This window comes from Streptomyces sp. NBC_00690 (assembly GCF_036226685.1).
Lineage (GTDB): Bacteria > Actinomycetota > Actinomycetes > Streptomycetales > Streptomycetaceae > Streptomyces.
Map to the genome: position 1 here is coordinate 2,198,150 of NZ_CP109009.1, position 15,412 is coordinate 2,213,561.

12 protein-coding genes and 2 pseudogenes are annotated in these 15,412 nt (G+C 68.9%); 9 read left to right on the forward strand and 5 right to left on the reverse strand.

From position 1 onward, the window contains the following. Positions 1–5 precede the first annotated feature (5 nt). Positions 6–728 (reverse strand): ZIP family metal transporter, encoded by a 723-nt coding sequence (locus OID54_RS09735; protein WP_329016902.1) that lies wholly within the window; start codon positions 726–728, stop codon positions 6–8. A 188-nt stretch (positions 729–916) separates the two neighbouring features. Between OID54_RS09735 and OID54_RS09740 the strand changes: the two are divergent. Further along, positions 917–1,321 (forward strand): annotated as a pseudogene (locus tag OID54_RS09740) (cobalamin biosynthesis protein); the annotation flags it as partial. A gap of 855 nt (positions 1,322–2,176) precedes the next feature. Beyond that, positions 2,177–3,277, forward strand: a pseudogene (gene cobC, locus OID54_RS09745) (Rv2231c family pyridoxal phosphate-dependent protein CobC); the annotation flags it as partial. Positions 3,278–3,379: 102 nt separating this feature from the next. Here the strand turns inward: cobC and OID54_RS09750 are convergent. Together OID54_RS09750 and OID54_RS09755 are read right to left on the reverse strand one after the other, a co-directional pair. Then, positions 3,380–4,345, reverse strand: coding sequence for an SCO1860 family LAETG-anchored protein (locus OID54_RS09750; RefSeq protein ID WP_329016905.1), 966 nt, complete (start codon positions 4,343–4,345; stop codon positions 3,380–3,382). Between the two features lie 338 nt (positions 4,346–4,683). Next, positions 4,684–5,775 carry an amidohydrolase family protein gene (locus tag OID54_RS09755; RefSeq protein WP_329016907.1) on the reverse strand — a complete coding sequence of 364 codons (1,092 nt, stop codon included), beginning with the start codon at positions 5,773–5,775 and terminating at the stop codon, positions 4,684–4,686. 147 nt (positions 5,776–5,922) lie between these two features. On the opposite strand from OID54_RS09755, the gene OID54_RS09760 reads away from it, so the two are divergent. After that, entirely contained in the window at positions 5,923–7,023 is a 1,101-nt protein-coding gene (locus OID54_RS09760) for a pyridoxal-phosphate-dependent aminotransferase family protein (RefSeq protein ID WP_329016909.1), read from the forward strand. A 103-nt stretch (positions 7,024–7,126) separates the two neighbouring features. Here OID54_RS09760 and OID54_RS09765 read toward each other — a convergent pair whose 3' ends face one another. Together OID54_RS09765 and OID54_RS09770 are read right to left on the reverse strand one after the other, a co-directional pair. Beyond that, positions 7,127–8,347, reverse strand: a complete 1,221-nt coding sequence (locus tag OID54_RS09765; RefSeq protein WP_329016911.1) for a sensor histidine kinase — start codon at positions 8,345–8,347, stop codon at positions 7,127–7,129. Positions 8,348–8,457: 110 nt separating this feature from the next. After that, complete coding sequence (locus OID54_RS09770) at positions 8,458–9,120, reverse strand: response regulator transcription factor (RefSeq protein WP_329016914.1); 663 nt, start codon at positions 9,118–9,120, stop codon at positions 8,458–8,460. A 168-nt stretch (positions 9,121–9,288) separates the two neighbouring features. Between OID54_RS09770 and OID54_RS09775 the strand changes: the two genes are divergently transcribed. From OID54_RS09775 to thpD, 6 genes are all read left to right on the forward strand, one after another. Continuing rightward, a complete protein-coding gene (locus OID54_RS09775) occupies positions 9,289–10,734 on the forward strand; it encodes an ABC transporter permease (RefSeq protein WP_329016916.1) in 1,446 nt (481 codons plus the stop codon). Position 10,735: 1 nt separating this feature from the next. Continuing rightward, complete coding sequence (locus OID54_RS09780) at positions 10,736–11,449, forward strand: ABC transporter ATP-binding protein (protein ID WP_329016920.1); 714 nt, start codon at positions 10,736–10,738, stop codon at positions 11,447–11,449. Between the two features lie 534 nt (positions 11,450–11,983). After that, positions 11,984–12,577 (forward strand): diaminobutyrate acetyltransferase, encoded by a 594-nt coding sequence (gene ectA, locus OID54_RS09785; RefSeq protein ID WP_329016922.1) that lies wholly within the window; start codon positions 11,984–11,986, stop codon positions 12,575–12,577. 152 nt (positions 12,578–12,729) lie between these two features. Then, positions 12,730–13,998, forward strand: a complete 1,269-nt coding sequence (ectB, locus tag OID54_RS09790) for a diaminobutyrate--2-oxoglutarate transaminase (protein ID WP_329016925.1) — start codon at positions 12,730–12,732, stop codon at positions 13,996–13,998. A gap of 83 nt (positions 13,999–14,081) precedes the next feature. Then, on the forward strand, positions 14,082–14,480 hold the full coding sequence (locus OID54_RS09795; RefSeq protein WP_329016928.1) for an ectoine synthase: 399 nt from the start codon (positions 14,082–14,084) through the stop codon (positions 14,478–14,480). A gap of 3 nt (positions 14,481–14,483) precedes the next feature. Further along, positions 14,484–15,380, forward strand: coding sequence for an ectoine hydroxylase (gene thpD, locus OID54_RS09800; RefSeq protein WP_329016931.1), 897 nt, complete (start codon positions 14,484–14,486; stop codon positions 15,378–15,380). Positions 15,381–15,412: the final 32 nt, after the last annotated feature.

Below are 15,412 nucleotides of genomic sequence, written 5' to 3' on the forward strand. Positions count from 1 at the left end.
GGGGCTCACTCGGCGATTCCGGTCACCAGCCAGATGAAGCCCACCCCGGCCGTTGTGCACAGGAGCGTCGGTCCGGCCGGGTGGGTGTGGTGCGCCTCCGGCAGGATCTCGGCGGCGGCGAGGTAGAGCAGGGCACCGCCGAAGAAGCCGAGATAGCTGCCGAGGAGTTCCAAGGGCAGGGTGAACAGCAGGGTGGACGCCGCTCCGACGACCGGTGCCAGCGCATCGGCGAAGAGCATCACCATCGCCTTGGCCCGGGTGTTCCCGTACAGACTGGCGATCGTGTACGTGTTGAAGCCGTCCGCGAAGTCATGGGTGATGACGGCCAGTGCCACGGTGATCCCCATGGCGTCGCCCACCTGGAAGGCGGCGCCGATCGCGATGCCGTCCATCAGGCTGTGGCTGACCATGGCGCCGGCCGCCGTGAGCCCCACCTGTGGGACGCGTTCCTCCGCTGCGCCGTGGGCGATCTGCCGGGCGGCCAGCAGCCGTTCCACCATGTGCGCCACGAGGAAGCCCCCGACGAACAGCAGCAGCGCCTGGGGCACCCCGAAGACTTCCTCACCCGCGGCTTCCAGCGCTTCGGGCAGCAGATCGAGCCCCACCACACCGAGCATCAGTCCACCGGCCAGGCCCAGCACCAAGTGGCGCCGGTCGGTGACGCGTTGCGCCGTCCAACCGCCGAACAGCGTCATCACAAACGCGCCGAGCGCAACGAACACCGCCATGGACCTTTGCTAGCGGATCGATCGGGCGCTGTGGGGTTTCTGCTGCGGGACCCGCCGCAATCACCCGTTTGCCGCGGAGGGAGTCCGCTCATGGCCCAGATCGCCGACGCCCACGAGATCTCTTGGACCGCTCGGCCCTGTCGGGTGCGGTGGTGTCCATGACCGGACGCGCGGGCCCGGATACGCGGTCGTTGGTCGTGGGGGTGGGTGCGTCGCGCGGTGTGCCCGAGGCAGAGGTGATCGAGCTCATCGCGACGACGCTGCGGACGGCGGGACTGACGCCGGAGGACGTCGTCGAGGTGGCCACCGTCGCGGCCAAGGCCGATGAGCCGGGCGTCCTCGCCGTGGCCCGGTGGCTGGGAGTACCGCTGGTGCCGCATCCCGCGGACCGGCTGGCCCTCGTTTCCGTACCGCATCCTTCCGCGGCGGTGCTGGGGGCCGTCGGCACCGCATCGGTTGCGGAGGCGGCTGCCCTGGCTGGTGGAGGTGTGCTGCTGGTGCCCAAGAGGGTGTCCCGCCCGAAGGGACGGGCCGCCGCGGCGACCTGTGCGGTGGTACGCAGAGTGTCGACCGCCGAGATCGCCGTGGGAGGTGCACACACCTCAGGGTGCAAATCCGGCCTCGACTCGCTGGTGGCCAGGACTTCCATGGAGCCATTCGGTGAGCCGGATGGCCGCCCGGGCGGCTCCCGGTAGAGGATCGCCGACCATGCCTTGGCCCCAGGGCAGGAAACAGCGGCTTCGCCGATTCATCCTGGGTAACAATATTGCTGTTCAGCGCCTTCTTCTTGGGTTTTTCAGCACCTGGGCGGACCCTCGTTGAAGTCCGGGACACCAACGCGCCGTTCCGACGCCGAGCCACCGCACACCGAGGCGGACCCGGTCGGGATCACCCTGCCCGGGGAGGTCTCCCCATTCATCCATCACCCCAAGAGACCGAAAAGAACAGGCCATGTCGGCACACTGCACGGAGTGGATGCCGCGATGGTGGACAGGATGACGATCGTGACGGTCGGCAACACAGCCACCCGCTCATCGTGGATCGAGCGGCGACCCCGCACGACAGACGATGGCCTCCCCCGGACCGCGACGGCGCCGTGCACCAGACACCGGCGAACCGCCCGCGGCGCCCGTGGTGTGCCCGACCACGCCACCGACGACCGCCGTGTGGCCACCCGAGCCGGTCGGTGCAACCGGTTCGCTGTGTCGACACCCCACCGCCCTCCCCCGCATCCCGCACTCCGGCGACCGACGTCGCCCGCCCCGGCCGGCGCGCACAAGCTTCACTCAGGCGCAGCCGGCCCGCCCCCGGGGGTGCGGTGGCCCTCCCCACCACCGCACCCCCGCAGCCCGGGGCATGCCGCACCCGTTCATGGCGCGGTCGCCCCTGCCGTGCGCTCCCTCCTGCCGTACGTCCCTCACCCCAAGGAGGACGTGTGACGTCCCCGCTCCCCATCCCCCGCACCCACGAAAGTCCAGACAGCAGCCATGTACACGCACACTGACCCCCACGACCTGCGCCACCACGGCGACGCCGAAGTACGGGACAACGCTCCGCACATGATCGATCTCGCGGTCAACGTGCGCACCGACACCCCTCCCGAATGGTTGCGGGAACGCATCGCCGCCTCACTCGTAACGCTCGCCAGCTATCCGGACGGTCGCTCGGCGCGCGCCGCGGTCGCGGCACGCCATGGGCTGCCGGTGGAGCGGGTGTTGCTGACCTCTGGTGCGGCGGAGGCGTTCGTACTGCTCGCCAGGGCTCTGCGGGTGCGGCATCCGCTGGTCGTCCATCCTCAGTTCACCGAGCCGGAAGCGGCCCTGCGCGACGCAGGCCACACGGTGCACCGGTTGGAGCTCCGTGAGGAGAACGGCTTCCGGCTCGATCCCGGGGCCGTGCCCGACGCTGCCGACCTGGTGATGATCGGGAATCCGACCAATCCCACCTCGGTGCTCCACCCCGCCGCGGATCTCGTCGCGATCGCCCGGCCGGGGCGAATGCTGGTGGTGGACGAGGCGTTCATGGACGCGGTGCCGGACGAACGCGAGACTCTGGCGGATCGTACGGACGTACCGGGCCTTGTGGTGCTGCGCAGTCTCACCAAGACCTGGGGGCTCGCCGGTCTGCGCGTCGGATACGTACTGGCGCCACCGGAGGTGATCACCGAGTTGGAGCGCGTCCAGCCGCTGTGGCCGGTGTCGACGCCCGCCCTGGTCGCCGCCGAGGTGTGCATGAGCCCGGCAGCACTGAAGGAGGCGGAGCACGCGGCCGGACTGATCGCCCTGGAGCGGGCCCATCTCCTGGCCGGTCTGGCGGAGTTCGACGAGGTGCGGGTGGTGGACGAGGCGGAGGCGTCGTTCGTCCTCGCCCGGGTCCGACGGGGTGCGGAGGTGCGCGAACGGCTGCGCTCCCTGGGGTTCGCGGTGCGCCGCGGTGACACCTTCCCCGGTCTCGATCCCAACTGGTTGCGGATCGCGGTACGGGACCGGGTGACGACGAACCGCTTCCTCCAGGCGCTGGACCAGGCATTGACGATGGTGGGCGACTGACGTTCCGTACCGCCGACAGCACCCGCCCGACGAAAGGGGGTGGGGCCCGCCTACTGCGGACCCCACCCCCTTCGCCTTGCCCTTACCGGGGCCTCAGCACCGTCAGCCGCGGGCCCGGGCCCGCTTGCGGACCATCAGCAGCGCACCCCCGCCGAGGCCGAGCAGCGCCACCGAGCCGGCGGCCAGGTACATCGTGGTCGAGCTGCCGCCCGTTTCGGCGAGGTTCTCGGTCGGCTCCCCACCGGAGAGCGCCTTGGTCCCCTCGGTGGGCGCCGGCTCCTGCGGGGATGTGGGCTCCTGCTCACCCGGCTCCTGCGGTGTCGCGGTCTCCTGCTCCCGGTGCGGGGCCTTCGGCGCCGCGCACTTCGCCTCCACCAGCGTCACGGTTCCGTTGACCTCGGCGACGTTCAGGTTGAGGGGGTTCACCGCGACCTTGAGGGCGAGGGCAGTGGCCGCGGCGGTACGGGAGGTGGTGTGGGTCCGGGACAGATCGAGCGTGACCGTGCCGACGCCCGGCACGGCCACCGCCGTCTGCCCGCCCGCGCTGAGCGTGACCTTCTTGCCGAGCACCTTGACGTGACCGAGCACGTTCGAGGTGGCGGTGGGGCGGGCGCCGACCCGGCAGGTGGCTCGCGAGGTGACCTGCTCGACCTCGATCAGGGAGAGCAGCGGAAGCCCGGGCACGTGCACGCGGGCGCCCACGAGACGGGCGTATCCCTCGGCCTGCTTCTTGTCGACGGTCCCCCGGGAGGTGGCCACGTCCGCGCGCAGCACGGAGAACGGCCTGCCCTGGTCCACTCCGTCGAGCCGGACGGAGAGTGCCGTCTTGTCGGCGCTCGCCGGCGCCTTGACCTCGTTGAGCGTGGCGTTGAGGGGGACCTGCACGGTCTTGTTGTGCAGCGAGACGTCGAGCCCGGCGCGGAGCACGACAGCGCTCGCCCTTCCCTCGCTACCGCCGCCGGTGGCGTGTGCAGGGCCGGCGAGCGCCACCGGTGCCGCGGCCATGGCGACAGAGGCGGTGACGGCGGCGCAGCGGCGTGCGGACGTGCGGAAGGCATTGCTGTTCACGGTGGTGGAACCCCCACGAGAGTTACGGCATCGCCGCACGGCCCGCAGGGACATGCGGGCCGTGGCGACGGGGACACCGGAATCTTTACGCACTCAGAGTGAACCGACAGACACCTGGGGTTAGTTCACCCCAAAGGGGGGTTTCCGCGCCCATATTCGATTAGTGACGTACGCATGTTCCTGAACAGTGGGCGTGTCCCGGGTGCTCCGGTCGTGCGCCGGTGCACAACCGGACACAGGCCGAAAAATGCCTAACGAGCGGCGACCAGCCGGAGACACGCTCAGTCAAGGTGCTGCCATAGGGGATGCCGACGTCGATCCGACGGCAGGGAACGACCTCAGCCGATCACCTGGCCGTTGAGGATCACCCGCTGCGGCGCCGCCAGCACCCTGACGTCCTTGCGTGGATCGGATGCGTACACCACCAGGTCCGCCGGGGCACCCTCGTCCAACGCGGGCCGCCCGAGCCACTGTCTGGCACCCCAGGCAGTGGCCGACAGTGCCTCCAGCGGCGGAATCCCCGCCTTCACCAACTCGGCGACCTCGGCCGCGACCAGTCCATGGGCGAGTGATCCTCCCGCGTCGGTGCCGACGAAGATCGGCACCCCCGCGTCATAGGCGGCGCGCACCGTGTCGTAGCGACGCTCGTGGAGCCTGCGCATATGGGCCGACCAGCGGGGGAACTTAGACTCCCCGCCGTCCGCGAGTGCCGGAAAGGTGGCGATGTTGACGAGGGTCGGGACGATCGCGACCCCGCGCTCCGCGAAGAGCGGGATCGTCTCCTCCGTGAGTCCAGTCGCATGCTCGATGCAGTCGATGCCCGCTTCCACCAGGTCGCGCAGCGAATCCTCGGCGAAGCAGTGGGCGGTGACGCGCGCCCCGAGCCGATGCGCTTCGGCGATCGCCGCCTCCACCTCGGCGCGCGGCCAACAGGCGGTGAGGTCCCCCGCGTCCCGGTCGATCCAGTCGCCGACGAGCTTCACCCAGCCGTCGCCTCGCCGGGCCTCGCGCGCCACATATGCGACCAGGTCGTCCGGCTCGATCTCATGGGCGTAGTTCCGGATGTAGCGGCGGGTGCGCGCGATGTGCCGGCCCGCTCTGATGATCTTCGGAAGGTCCTCGCGCTCGTCTATCCAGCGGGTGTCGGAGGGTGAACCGGCGTCCCGGATCAGGAGGGCGCCGGCATCGCGGTCCGCGATCGCCTGCTTCTCGCTGGTGGCGTCGTCCACCGGGCCGTGCCGGTCGAGCCCGACATGGCAGTGGGCGTCGACCAGCCCGGGCAGCACCCAACCGGAAACGGTCCGTACATCATGGGCTGCGAGGGGGCGCTGATGGGTGATGCGCCCCCCGACGACCCACAGTTCATCCCGTACGTCCTCGGGGCCGACCAGCACCCGCCCCTTCACATGCAGCACCGTGTGATCGCTCATGCCAGCACTGTACGAGCCCGGCTCACGGGGGTGGGTACTCTCGTCTGTGATGCTGAAAGCCGCTGATCACACGCATGACCAAAGCGGCTGGAGCAGAAGACGAACCCGATGCGCGACCTAGCTGCGCGGACCCGAAGAGGCACCACCGTGACACATCCGCTCCTGGACCTGCCCCCGCTGACCGCCGCACACTTCGCGAACATCGAGCGTCGCGTCGCCGCACTGCTCGACACCGAGCACGATGTGGTGATCACCCAGGGTGAGGCCCTGCTGCCGCTTGAGGGATGCATCCGCAGTGGCGCGCGAGCCGGCTCGACCGCGCTGAACGTGGTGACGGGACCGTACGGGCAGACGTTCGGCAACTGGCTGCGGGACTGCGGTGCCACGGTCGTCGACCTGGAGGTCCCCTTCCACACCGCGGTCACCGCGGAGCAGGTGGAGCAGGCCCTGGCCGCCCATCCGGAGATCGACTTCGTCTCGCTGGTGCACGCGGAGGCGGCGACGGGCAACACCAATCCGGTTGCGGAGATCGGCGAGGTCGTACGGCGTCACGGGGCCCTCTTCATGCTGGACGCGGTGGCTTCGGTGGCCGCGGAACCGCTGCTGCCGGACGTCTGGGGAGTCGACCTGTGTGTGATCGGCGCGCAGAAGGCCATGGGGGGACCGGCCGGTGTGTCAGCGGTGTCGGTGAGCGCACGGGCCTGGGAGCGGTTTGCGGCCAACCCGGCAGCGCCCCGGCGTTCCTATCTGTCGCTGCTGGACTGGAAAGAGCGTTGGATCGACGGCGGGCGGCGGGCACTGCTGCACGCTCCGGCGCAGTTGGAGATGCTCGCCCTGGAAGCCTGTGTGGAGCGCATCGAGTCGGAGGGCCTGGAGGCCGTGATGGCCCGCCATGCGTCGGCCGCCACTGCGACCCGCGCGGGTGCCACGGCGCTCGGTGGCGGTCTGGAGCCGTACGTGTACGAGGCGCGGGACGCCGCTCCGGTGGCGACGACCCTGCGTGTGCCGGCGGGCGTGGACGCGTCCGAGCTGGTGGCGCGGGCCCTGGCCGCCGATCCCTCGCTGCCGTTGATCGCGGGTGGCGGGGCGTTGGCCAAGGAGATGGTCCGCGTCAACCACTACGGCGTGGACGCCACTCGGGGTGCGGTGCGTTCCTCGCTCACCGCGCTGGGGTCGGCGCTCGCCCAGTCCGGTGCGGTGGTGGATCTGGAGGCCGCGGGACGCGCGGTGAGTGAGGTGTGGGCCTGACCGCACGGTAGGCAGCGGGCCCGAGCACACCATCGGCCCCGAGGTGGCGTCGACGCCGTCTCGGGGCCGATGTGCTGTTCCACCGCGGTGGGAGGCACGGCCGTCAGGCGGTCCGGGCCGGGGATGGACATCTGGACGATTCGGGGGCACCGGGGATCCCCATCCGCAGGGTGAGCCCGCCTCCGGGGTTGGCGCTCGCCGTGAGGGTGCCGTGGTGGGCTGAGGTGATCGAGCGGACGATGGCCAGGCCCAGGCCGTGGCCCGAACGGTCGCTGGAGACACGTGAACGGGCCCGGTAGAAGGGCTCGAAGAGACGGTCCACCACGGCCCTGTCCAACTGGGGTCCGGTGTTCTCGATCTCCAGCACCACGGCCCCGCCGTCGTCGCGGAACACGGCGAGTTGGACGGAGCCCCCGTCGGGGAGGTTGTGGGTGAGGGCGTTGTCGAGGAGGTTGAGGACCAACTGACGCAGCAGGGTGGCGTTGCCGGTGACCTCGCAGTCGAGGTCGGTGTCCACATCGAGTCGGACGCCCCGCGCGGCGGCCTGTTGCGAGCGTTCGACGACTGCCTGCTCCACGAGTTCGGCGAGGTCCACCGGGTTTGGGTCGAAGCGGGTGTGGTCCGCGCCCGCCAGGTCGAGCAGGGCGTGTACGACGCTGATGTTGCGCTCGTTGGACGCCTGGAGGATGGGGGCGAGTTCGGCGAAGTCCTCGCCGGTGGGGTCGGCCGCGGCGACTTGGAGGACGGCCCGGGTGGTGGCCAGCGGGGTGAGCAGTTCGTGCGAGGCGTTGGCGGCGAACCGCTGGTGTGCGGCGAAGGACTCCTCAAGTCGGGCCAGCATCGTATCGAAGGTGTCGGCCAGGTGCTTGAGCTCGTCCTCGGGCCCTTCGGCGGCGATGCGGTCCGTCAGATTGCCATCGGCCGCCTTCGCCGCGGCCTCGCTGATGGTGTGCAGGGGCGCGAGCAGCCGCTTGGACAGCAGCCAACCGGCGCCGAGGCCGATGGCCATCACCAGGAGCACGCTGCCGGATGACACCAGGAGGACCGTGTTCCAGACGTCCTCCTTGGTGGAGATGCTGCCCGACCGCTCGGCCCGGTGAATCCGCGGCAGCTCCGCCCCGAGGCTCGGGACGGAGCCCGGCCCGGTGGTCGGAACGGATTCCGTGGTCGGGACGGATTCCGTGGTCGTGACCGGCCCGGTGGTCGGGACCGGTTTCGTGGTGGGCTCCGGGGACCGGTGGGCGGCATCGTCCGGTAGCAGCAGCGTCGTGCTGAAGTCGTACATCGGCAGGAAGCGCATCCCGATGTAGGTGATCGCGACCATCAGCGTTGCGCAGAGTGCGAGTGCGGACCCGAAGCCGAGGAAAAGCCGGCCGTGGATGCTCAGCGTCCGACGCCGGGGAGGGCGCGGGGCACCCCGCCGGGACGGGCGCCTCACTCGGTCCCCAGGTAGTAGCCGGCGCTGATGGCGGTCTGCACCAGCCGTGGTTCGCCGAGCTTCTTGCGCAGGGTGTGCACCACGAGGCGTACGGCGTTGGTGAACGGATCGGCATGGACGTCCCATGCCTTGTCCAGGAGGTACTCGGCGCTCAGCACACCGCCGTCGGCACGCATCAGAAGCTCCAGTACGGCGAGTTCCTTGGCGGTCAGCCGCACCTCGGTGCCGGCGCGGGTGACCCGGCGGCGGTGGGTGTCATAGGTGATGTCGGCGAAGGCGAGGACCGGGGCGTGGGCCATGGGGCTGCGGCGGTACAGGGCCCGCAGCCGGGCGACCAGTTCGGGGAAGTCGAAGGGCTTGGCGAGGTAGTCGTCGGCGCCCAGGCCGAGCCCTTCGACCTTGTCGCCCAGCCGCCCGGCGGCGGTGAGCATGAGGACGCGACAGCCGATGTCCATGGCGACGATCCGACGGCACACCTCGTCGCCGTGCACCTCGGGCAGGTCCCGGTCCAGGACCACCGTGTCGTAGTCGTAGACCGTGATCCGCTCCAGGGCGGTGGCTCCGTCGTGCACCACGTCGACCGCGATGGCCTCCCGCCGCAGCCCGATCTCCAGGACCCGGGCCATGTACTGCTCGTCCTCGACCACCAGCACGCGCACCCGTCGACAACCTTTTCTTTTCATTAATTCACGGAGGGGTTACTGACCGGTGAGAATTCCGGCCTCAACCGTCTTATCAAACGGCCTGTTTGATCGGTGTATGAGACCTGCTGTGCCGCCCTCGCCGGCAAACACCCTTCAAAACCCCTCCTACTTAGCGTGCTGTCCATGAATCTGTTCAAACGGGCCTGGTGGCGGCTGGCTGGCCATCCGGGCAAGACGACCATGCTGATCGGACTGTTCTTCGTCATCTGCACCCTGGTCCTGTCGGGCTTTCTGATCCAGTCCGCGGCGGCGCGGGCCGCGGCCTCGGCCAAGGAGAGCGTGGGCGTGGTGGTGACGATGCAGCTGGATGTGAACGCCCTGATCAACTCGGGTGGCGCCGGCGAGCCGACCGGTCCCCAGGGCGGCACCATCGGACCCGAGGGTGATCTGCGCACCGGTCTGGTGGACAAGATCTGCACATCGTCTGTCGTCGCACAGTGCAACTACATATCGGAGTCAGCCGCCGCCCCCACCGACCGGATCGGGCTGCACCAACCGGTGGCACCGCCGAGCGGTCAGGACACCACGATCACGGACCTTTTCAAGGCGGACGGAATCCGCGACCTCAACTCGGTCGCCAATTTCCGCAATGGCGATTCGAAGCTCATCTCCGGTTCCGGTATCAAGCCGGACAGCAAGGCGGACATGATCGTCGTCGAGGAACGGATGGCGAAGCGCAACCGACTCAAAGTCGGCGACAAGATCACGCTCAGGGCGGGCACGATCGACCAGAAGACGGCCGCGATGAGCACCGAGAAGGTCGAATTCACCGTCCGCGGAATCTACAAGAACAACACGGCGGACACCGGCTCGTACGTCCCGGCGATCGCAGCCCCCGCGAACCACGTCTACGTCACTCCGGCAGGCGCGACCCGGCTCGCCGCCAAGGACCCGACCGCGGGCGGAGCCGTGGTCTGGTCGGCGACCTTCACCCTGCGCGACCCCGGCGACCTGGGCCGACTGAAGTCGGACGCGAAGGCGGCGGGGGCGGACCTGAAGATCTTCCCGTTCAGCGTCAACGACAAGCAGTACCGGACCCTGGTCGGCCCGATCAACAAGACGGCGGACTTCGCCGCGGTCACGGTCTGGCTGGTCGCGGTCGCGGGGACCGTCATCCTGGCCCTGGTCATCGCGTCCAACATCCGCGAGCGCCGCAAGGAGATGGGCATCCTGCTCTCCCTCGGCGAGAAGAAGCCCAAGCTGCTCGGTCAGCAACTGGTGGAGGTGACCGTCTGCGCACTCCTCGCGATCGGCCTCGCCGCGGCGGGCAGCCAGTTCATCGCCGAGGGCATCGGCGGCCGACTCCTGGCGGGCCAGGTCTCCTCGGCCAAGGACTCAGCCGACGACGAGGGCCCGGGGCAGGACCTGTCCGACCCGACCGGCGGCGCCAACAAGCGCGATCAGGGCCCGGACGTCAAGCCCATCGACACGATGAACATCCGGCTCGGTGCGGGCGACATCGGCAATGTGGGGGCCATGGGCCTCGGCATCGCCGCGCTGGCCACGATCGTCCCCGGCATCCGGGTCCTGCGACTCAACCCCCGCGACATCCTCACGAAGGGCGACTGACGTGACCCCGACGACCGACCGAGGCCCCGTGCCCACCTCCACCTTCACCCCGATCCTTCAGCTCACCGGTCTGAGCCGCGCCTACCAGTCGGGCAACACCCGCCGCACCGTCCTCAAGGACGTCAACTACTCGTTCGAGCAGGGCCGGATGTACTCCGTGATCGGCCCCTCCGGCAGCGGCAAGACCACCCTCCTCTCGCTCGCAAGCGGACTCGACTCACCCACCACGGGCAGCGTCCGCTTCCGGGGCGACGACATCGCAGGGATCGGCCTCGGCCGGTACCGCAACCGGCACGTGGCCACGGTCTTCCAGTCGCTGAACCTCCTCACGTACATGACGGCCGTCCAGAACATCACCTCCGCGATGGAGATCACCGGCGTGAAGGGCGTCCCCAGGAAGCAGCGCGCCGCCGAGCTCCTGGGTCTGCTCGGCGTGGAGGAGGCTGACCGGCACCGCAAGACGCTGGAGCTCTCCGGCGGACAGCAGCAGCGGGTGGCCATCGCCCGCGCCCTGGCGTGCGAGGTCGACATCCTCTTCGCCGACGAACCCACCGGCAGCCTCGACCAGGACACCGCGGCCGGGATCATCGAGGTGTTCAGGAAGCTGGCGCACGACACCGGGAAGTGCGTGATCCTCGTGACCCACTCCCGGGAGGTCGCGGACGCGTCCGACGAGGTGATCCGGCTGAAGCGGGGCAAACTCTCGACGATCTGAGCCGGCGCGGCCCGCACGGTCGTGACGCCCCCGGGGCAGTGCCCCGGGGGCGTCGAAGAAGGACGTGAGCACCTCGTCGCGAGGCCAGCTGGCACCGCAACACTGAGCGGGCCGGGGGCGGTCGTTCGTGAGTCGCGCACCCTCTCGACTTGTAGTCCGAAAACCGAAAACGGAAAACCGGGCAGCTTCAAGCGACAGGGACACATCAAGAATACGATCGATGCATTCGATAAACCCACTCGACATTACGGGCATCGATTCACAACAGGGTTTATTGATGGCAGGTTTCCCTATCTCGTCTGCCCCCATAGCTTCACCCTAAACGCATGAGTTTCATCAATATTCACAAGGCCGATATCGAGATGTGACCGACCCCACAGGGCGCCCCAAAAATCCCTTTGGCACCCCACAAAATGGGCGATAGCTCCACCGTTCATGATCGGTTCTCGCGCCCACGCGATAACACATATCCCGATCTCACCCAACCCCTCTCCTCCATGCATTTTTAGAATTTGCTCGGTAAATTACTGGGGCATGACCGCCGCACAGGAAGACCTTGTACGAGCCACCCCGTCGAGCGAATTCATAACCGTTGAGCCCCCGCGAGTGGAGGATGGAGCCGCGCTTTGGCGCATTGCCCGCGACTCCGAGGTGCTCGACCTCAACTCCTCGTACAGCTATCTGCTGTGGTGCCGTGACTTCTCCGCCACCTCACTTGTGGCGCGAGCTCCCGACGGAGAGCCGATCGCCTTCGTCACCGGGTACGCCCGACCCGATCGTCCGACGACCCTCGTCGTCTGGCAGATCGCCGTGGACGACGCCTTCCGTGGCCGAGGGCTCGCCGGAGTGCTGCTCGACGCGCTGACCGCCAAGGTCACGGGCGACCGGGGGATCAGCGAGGTCGAGACCACGATCACCCCCGACAACACCGCGTCCGACCGACTCTTCACCGCCTACGCCCAGCGCCACGGCGCCCGGGTGGAACGCGAAGTCCTCTTCGACGACACGCTGTTTCCCGACGAGCCGCAGCCCCAGTCCCCGCAGGGGCAAGCGGGGCAGGCACCGGGGCAGCCCACAGGGGCACACCAGCCGGAAGTCCTCTACCGGATCGGCCCGCTCGGCCACTGACCGCGGCCCGGCCCTCCGCTCCCTCACGACCTTCGCACCCCGTCCCCGCAGGTGCGCGTCCCGCACCGGCAGTTCGCCGGCTCCCCGGCGGGATGCCCGCACCCACTCGGCCAACTCGCGAACTCGACCAACAGGACCCCCTGGAGACCACTGTGACCATCACCCCGCCCGCCCTGAGCGTCTTCGAAACCCTCGAATCGGAGGTGCGCAGCTACTGCCGCGGCTGGCCCGCCGTGTTCGACCGGGCCCAGGGCAGCCAGTTGCACGACGAGGACGGCCACACCTACCTCGACTTCTTCGCCGGCGCAGGCTCGCTCAACTACGGCCACAACAACCCGGTACTCAAACGCGCCCTCATCGACTACATCGAGCGCGACGGCATCACCCACGGCCTAGACATGGCCACCACCGCGAAACGGGCGTTCCTGGAGTCGTTCCAGAACATCGTCCTGCGCCCGCGCGACCTGCCGTACAAGGTGATGTTCCCCGGCCCGACCGGCACCAACGCCGTGGAGGCGGCGCTGAAGCTGGCCCGCAAGGTGAAGGGCCGTGAATCGGTCGTCTCCTTCACCAACGCCTTCCACGGCATGTCCCTGGGCTCGCTCGCCGTGACCGGCAACGCCTTCAAGCGGGCCGGTGCCGGAATCCCCCTCGTCCACGGCACTCCGATGCCGTTCGACAACTACTTCGACGGTCAGATCCCGGACTTCATCTGGTTCGAGCGACTGCTGGAGGACCAGGGCTCGGGGCTCAACAAGCCCGCCGCGGTGATCGTGGAGACCGTCCAGGGCGAGGGCGGCATCAACGTCGCCCGGGGTGAGTGGCTGCGCGCGCTCCAGGCACTGTGCGAACGCCAGGACATGCTGTTGATCGTCGACGACATCCAGATGGGCTGCGGCCGTACCGGTGGCTTCTTCTCCTTCGAGGAGGCGGGCATCACGCCGGACATCGTCACCCTGTCCAAGTCCATCAGCGGCTACGGAATGCCCATGTCGCTCTGCCTCTTCAAGCCGGAGTTGGACATCTGGGAGCCGGGCGAGCACAACGGCACGTTCCGCGGCAACAACCCCGCCTTCGTCACCGCGGCGGCAGCGCTCGACACCTATTGGGCGGACGGGCAGATGGAGAAGCAGACCCTCGCCCGCGGCGAACAGGTGGAGCAGGCCCTGCTGGGCATCGCGGCCGAGAACGCCGACGCCGGCGTCTCCTTCCGGGGCCGTGGACTGGTGTGGGGCCTGGAGTTCGAGGACACCTCACGCGCCTCGGCGATCTGCGCCCGCGCCTTCGAGTTGGGGATGCTGCTGGAGACCTCAGGTCCCCAGAGCGAGGTGGTCAAGCTGCTGCCCGCGCTGACCATCTCCCCCGAGGAATTGGACCAGGGCCTGCGCATCCTCGCCCGCAGCGTCCGCGAGACCGGCTGAACACCCCACCCCGAGGGCGGCTCTCCCCCGTCGACGCAGGGGGAGGCGTCCGCCCCACCATCGAGGAAAGGCAGCGAAGCACTGTGATCGTCCGCTCGTTCAAGGACATCGAGAACACCGAGCGCCATGTGAGATCGGCCTCCGGGACCTGGGAGAGCAAGCGCATCGTGCTCGCCAAGGAGAAGGTGGGCTTCTCGCTCCACGAGACCGTCCTGTACGCGGGCACCGAGACGTCGATGTGGTACGCGAACCACATCGAGGCGGTGCTCTGTGTGGAGGGCGAGGCTGAGCTCACCGATGACGAGACCGGCGAGACCCACTGGATCGAGCCCGGCACGATGTATCTGCTCGACGGCCACGAGCGCCACACCCTGCGTCCCAAGACCGACTTCCGCTGCGTCTGCGTCTTCAACCCGCCCGTGACCGGGCGCGAGGACCACGACGAGAACGGCGTCTATCCACTGCTCACCGAGGAGGGCTGAATCATGACGACCGCACCCGTACGCACCGATCTCTACCCGACCCGAGGCGTGGGGGAGGTGATGACCCCGCGCCAGGACCCGGTGGTCTGGTCCGCGCCCGGCGCGCCCGGGCCCATCGTCCCGGGCGATCTGCGGGGCTACGAACGCGACGGATTCCTCACCGTCGAGGACATGATCTCCGACGACGAGGTCGCGATCTACCACTCCGAGATGGAACGGCTGATCGCCGACCCGACCGTCCGCGCCGACGAGCGCTCGATCATCGAGCCCAAGTCGCAGGACGTGCGGTCAGTCTTCGAGGTGCACAAGCTCAGTGCGATCTTCGCCGCCCTCGTCCGCGATGAGCGCGTGGTCGGCCGGGCCCGCCAGATCCTCGGCTCGGACGTCTACGTCCACCAGTCACGCATCAATGTGAAGCCCGGCTTCGGCGCGTCCGGCTTCTACTGGCACTCGGACTTCGAGACCTGGCACGCCGAGGACGGGCTGCCGAACATGCGGACCGTGTCGGTGTCCATCGCCCTGACCGAGAACCGGGACACCAACGGCGGGCTGATGATCATGCCCGGGTCGCACCGGACCTTCCTGGGGTGCGCGGGCGAGACCCCGAGCGACAACTACAAGAAGTCGCTCCAGATGCAGGACGCCGGCACCCCTTCGAACGAGGCGCTGACCCGGTACGCCCAGGAGCACGGCATCCGGCTGTTCACCGGGCGGGCCGGCTCGGCGACCTGGTTCGACTGCAACTGCATGCACGGCTCGGGCGACAACATCACGCCCTACGCCCGCAGCAATGTGTTCATCGTCTTCAACAGCGTGGAGAACGCGGCGGTCGAGCCGTTCGCGGCTCCCGTGCCGCGTCCGGACTTCATCGGCGCCCGGGACTTCACGCCCATTCGATGAACGCGACGGTCGTGGTACGGGCCTGATGAACG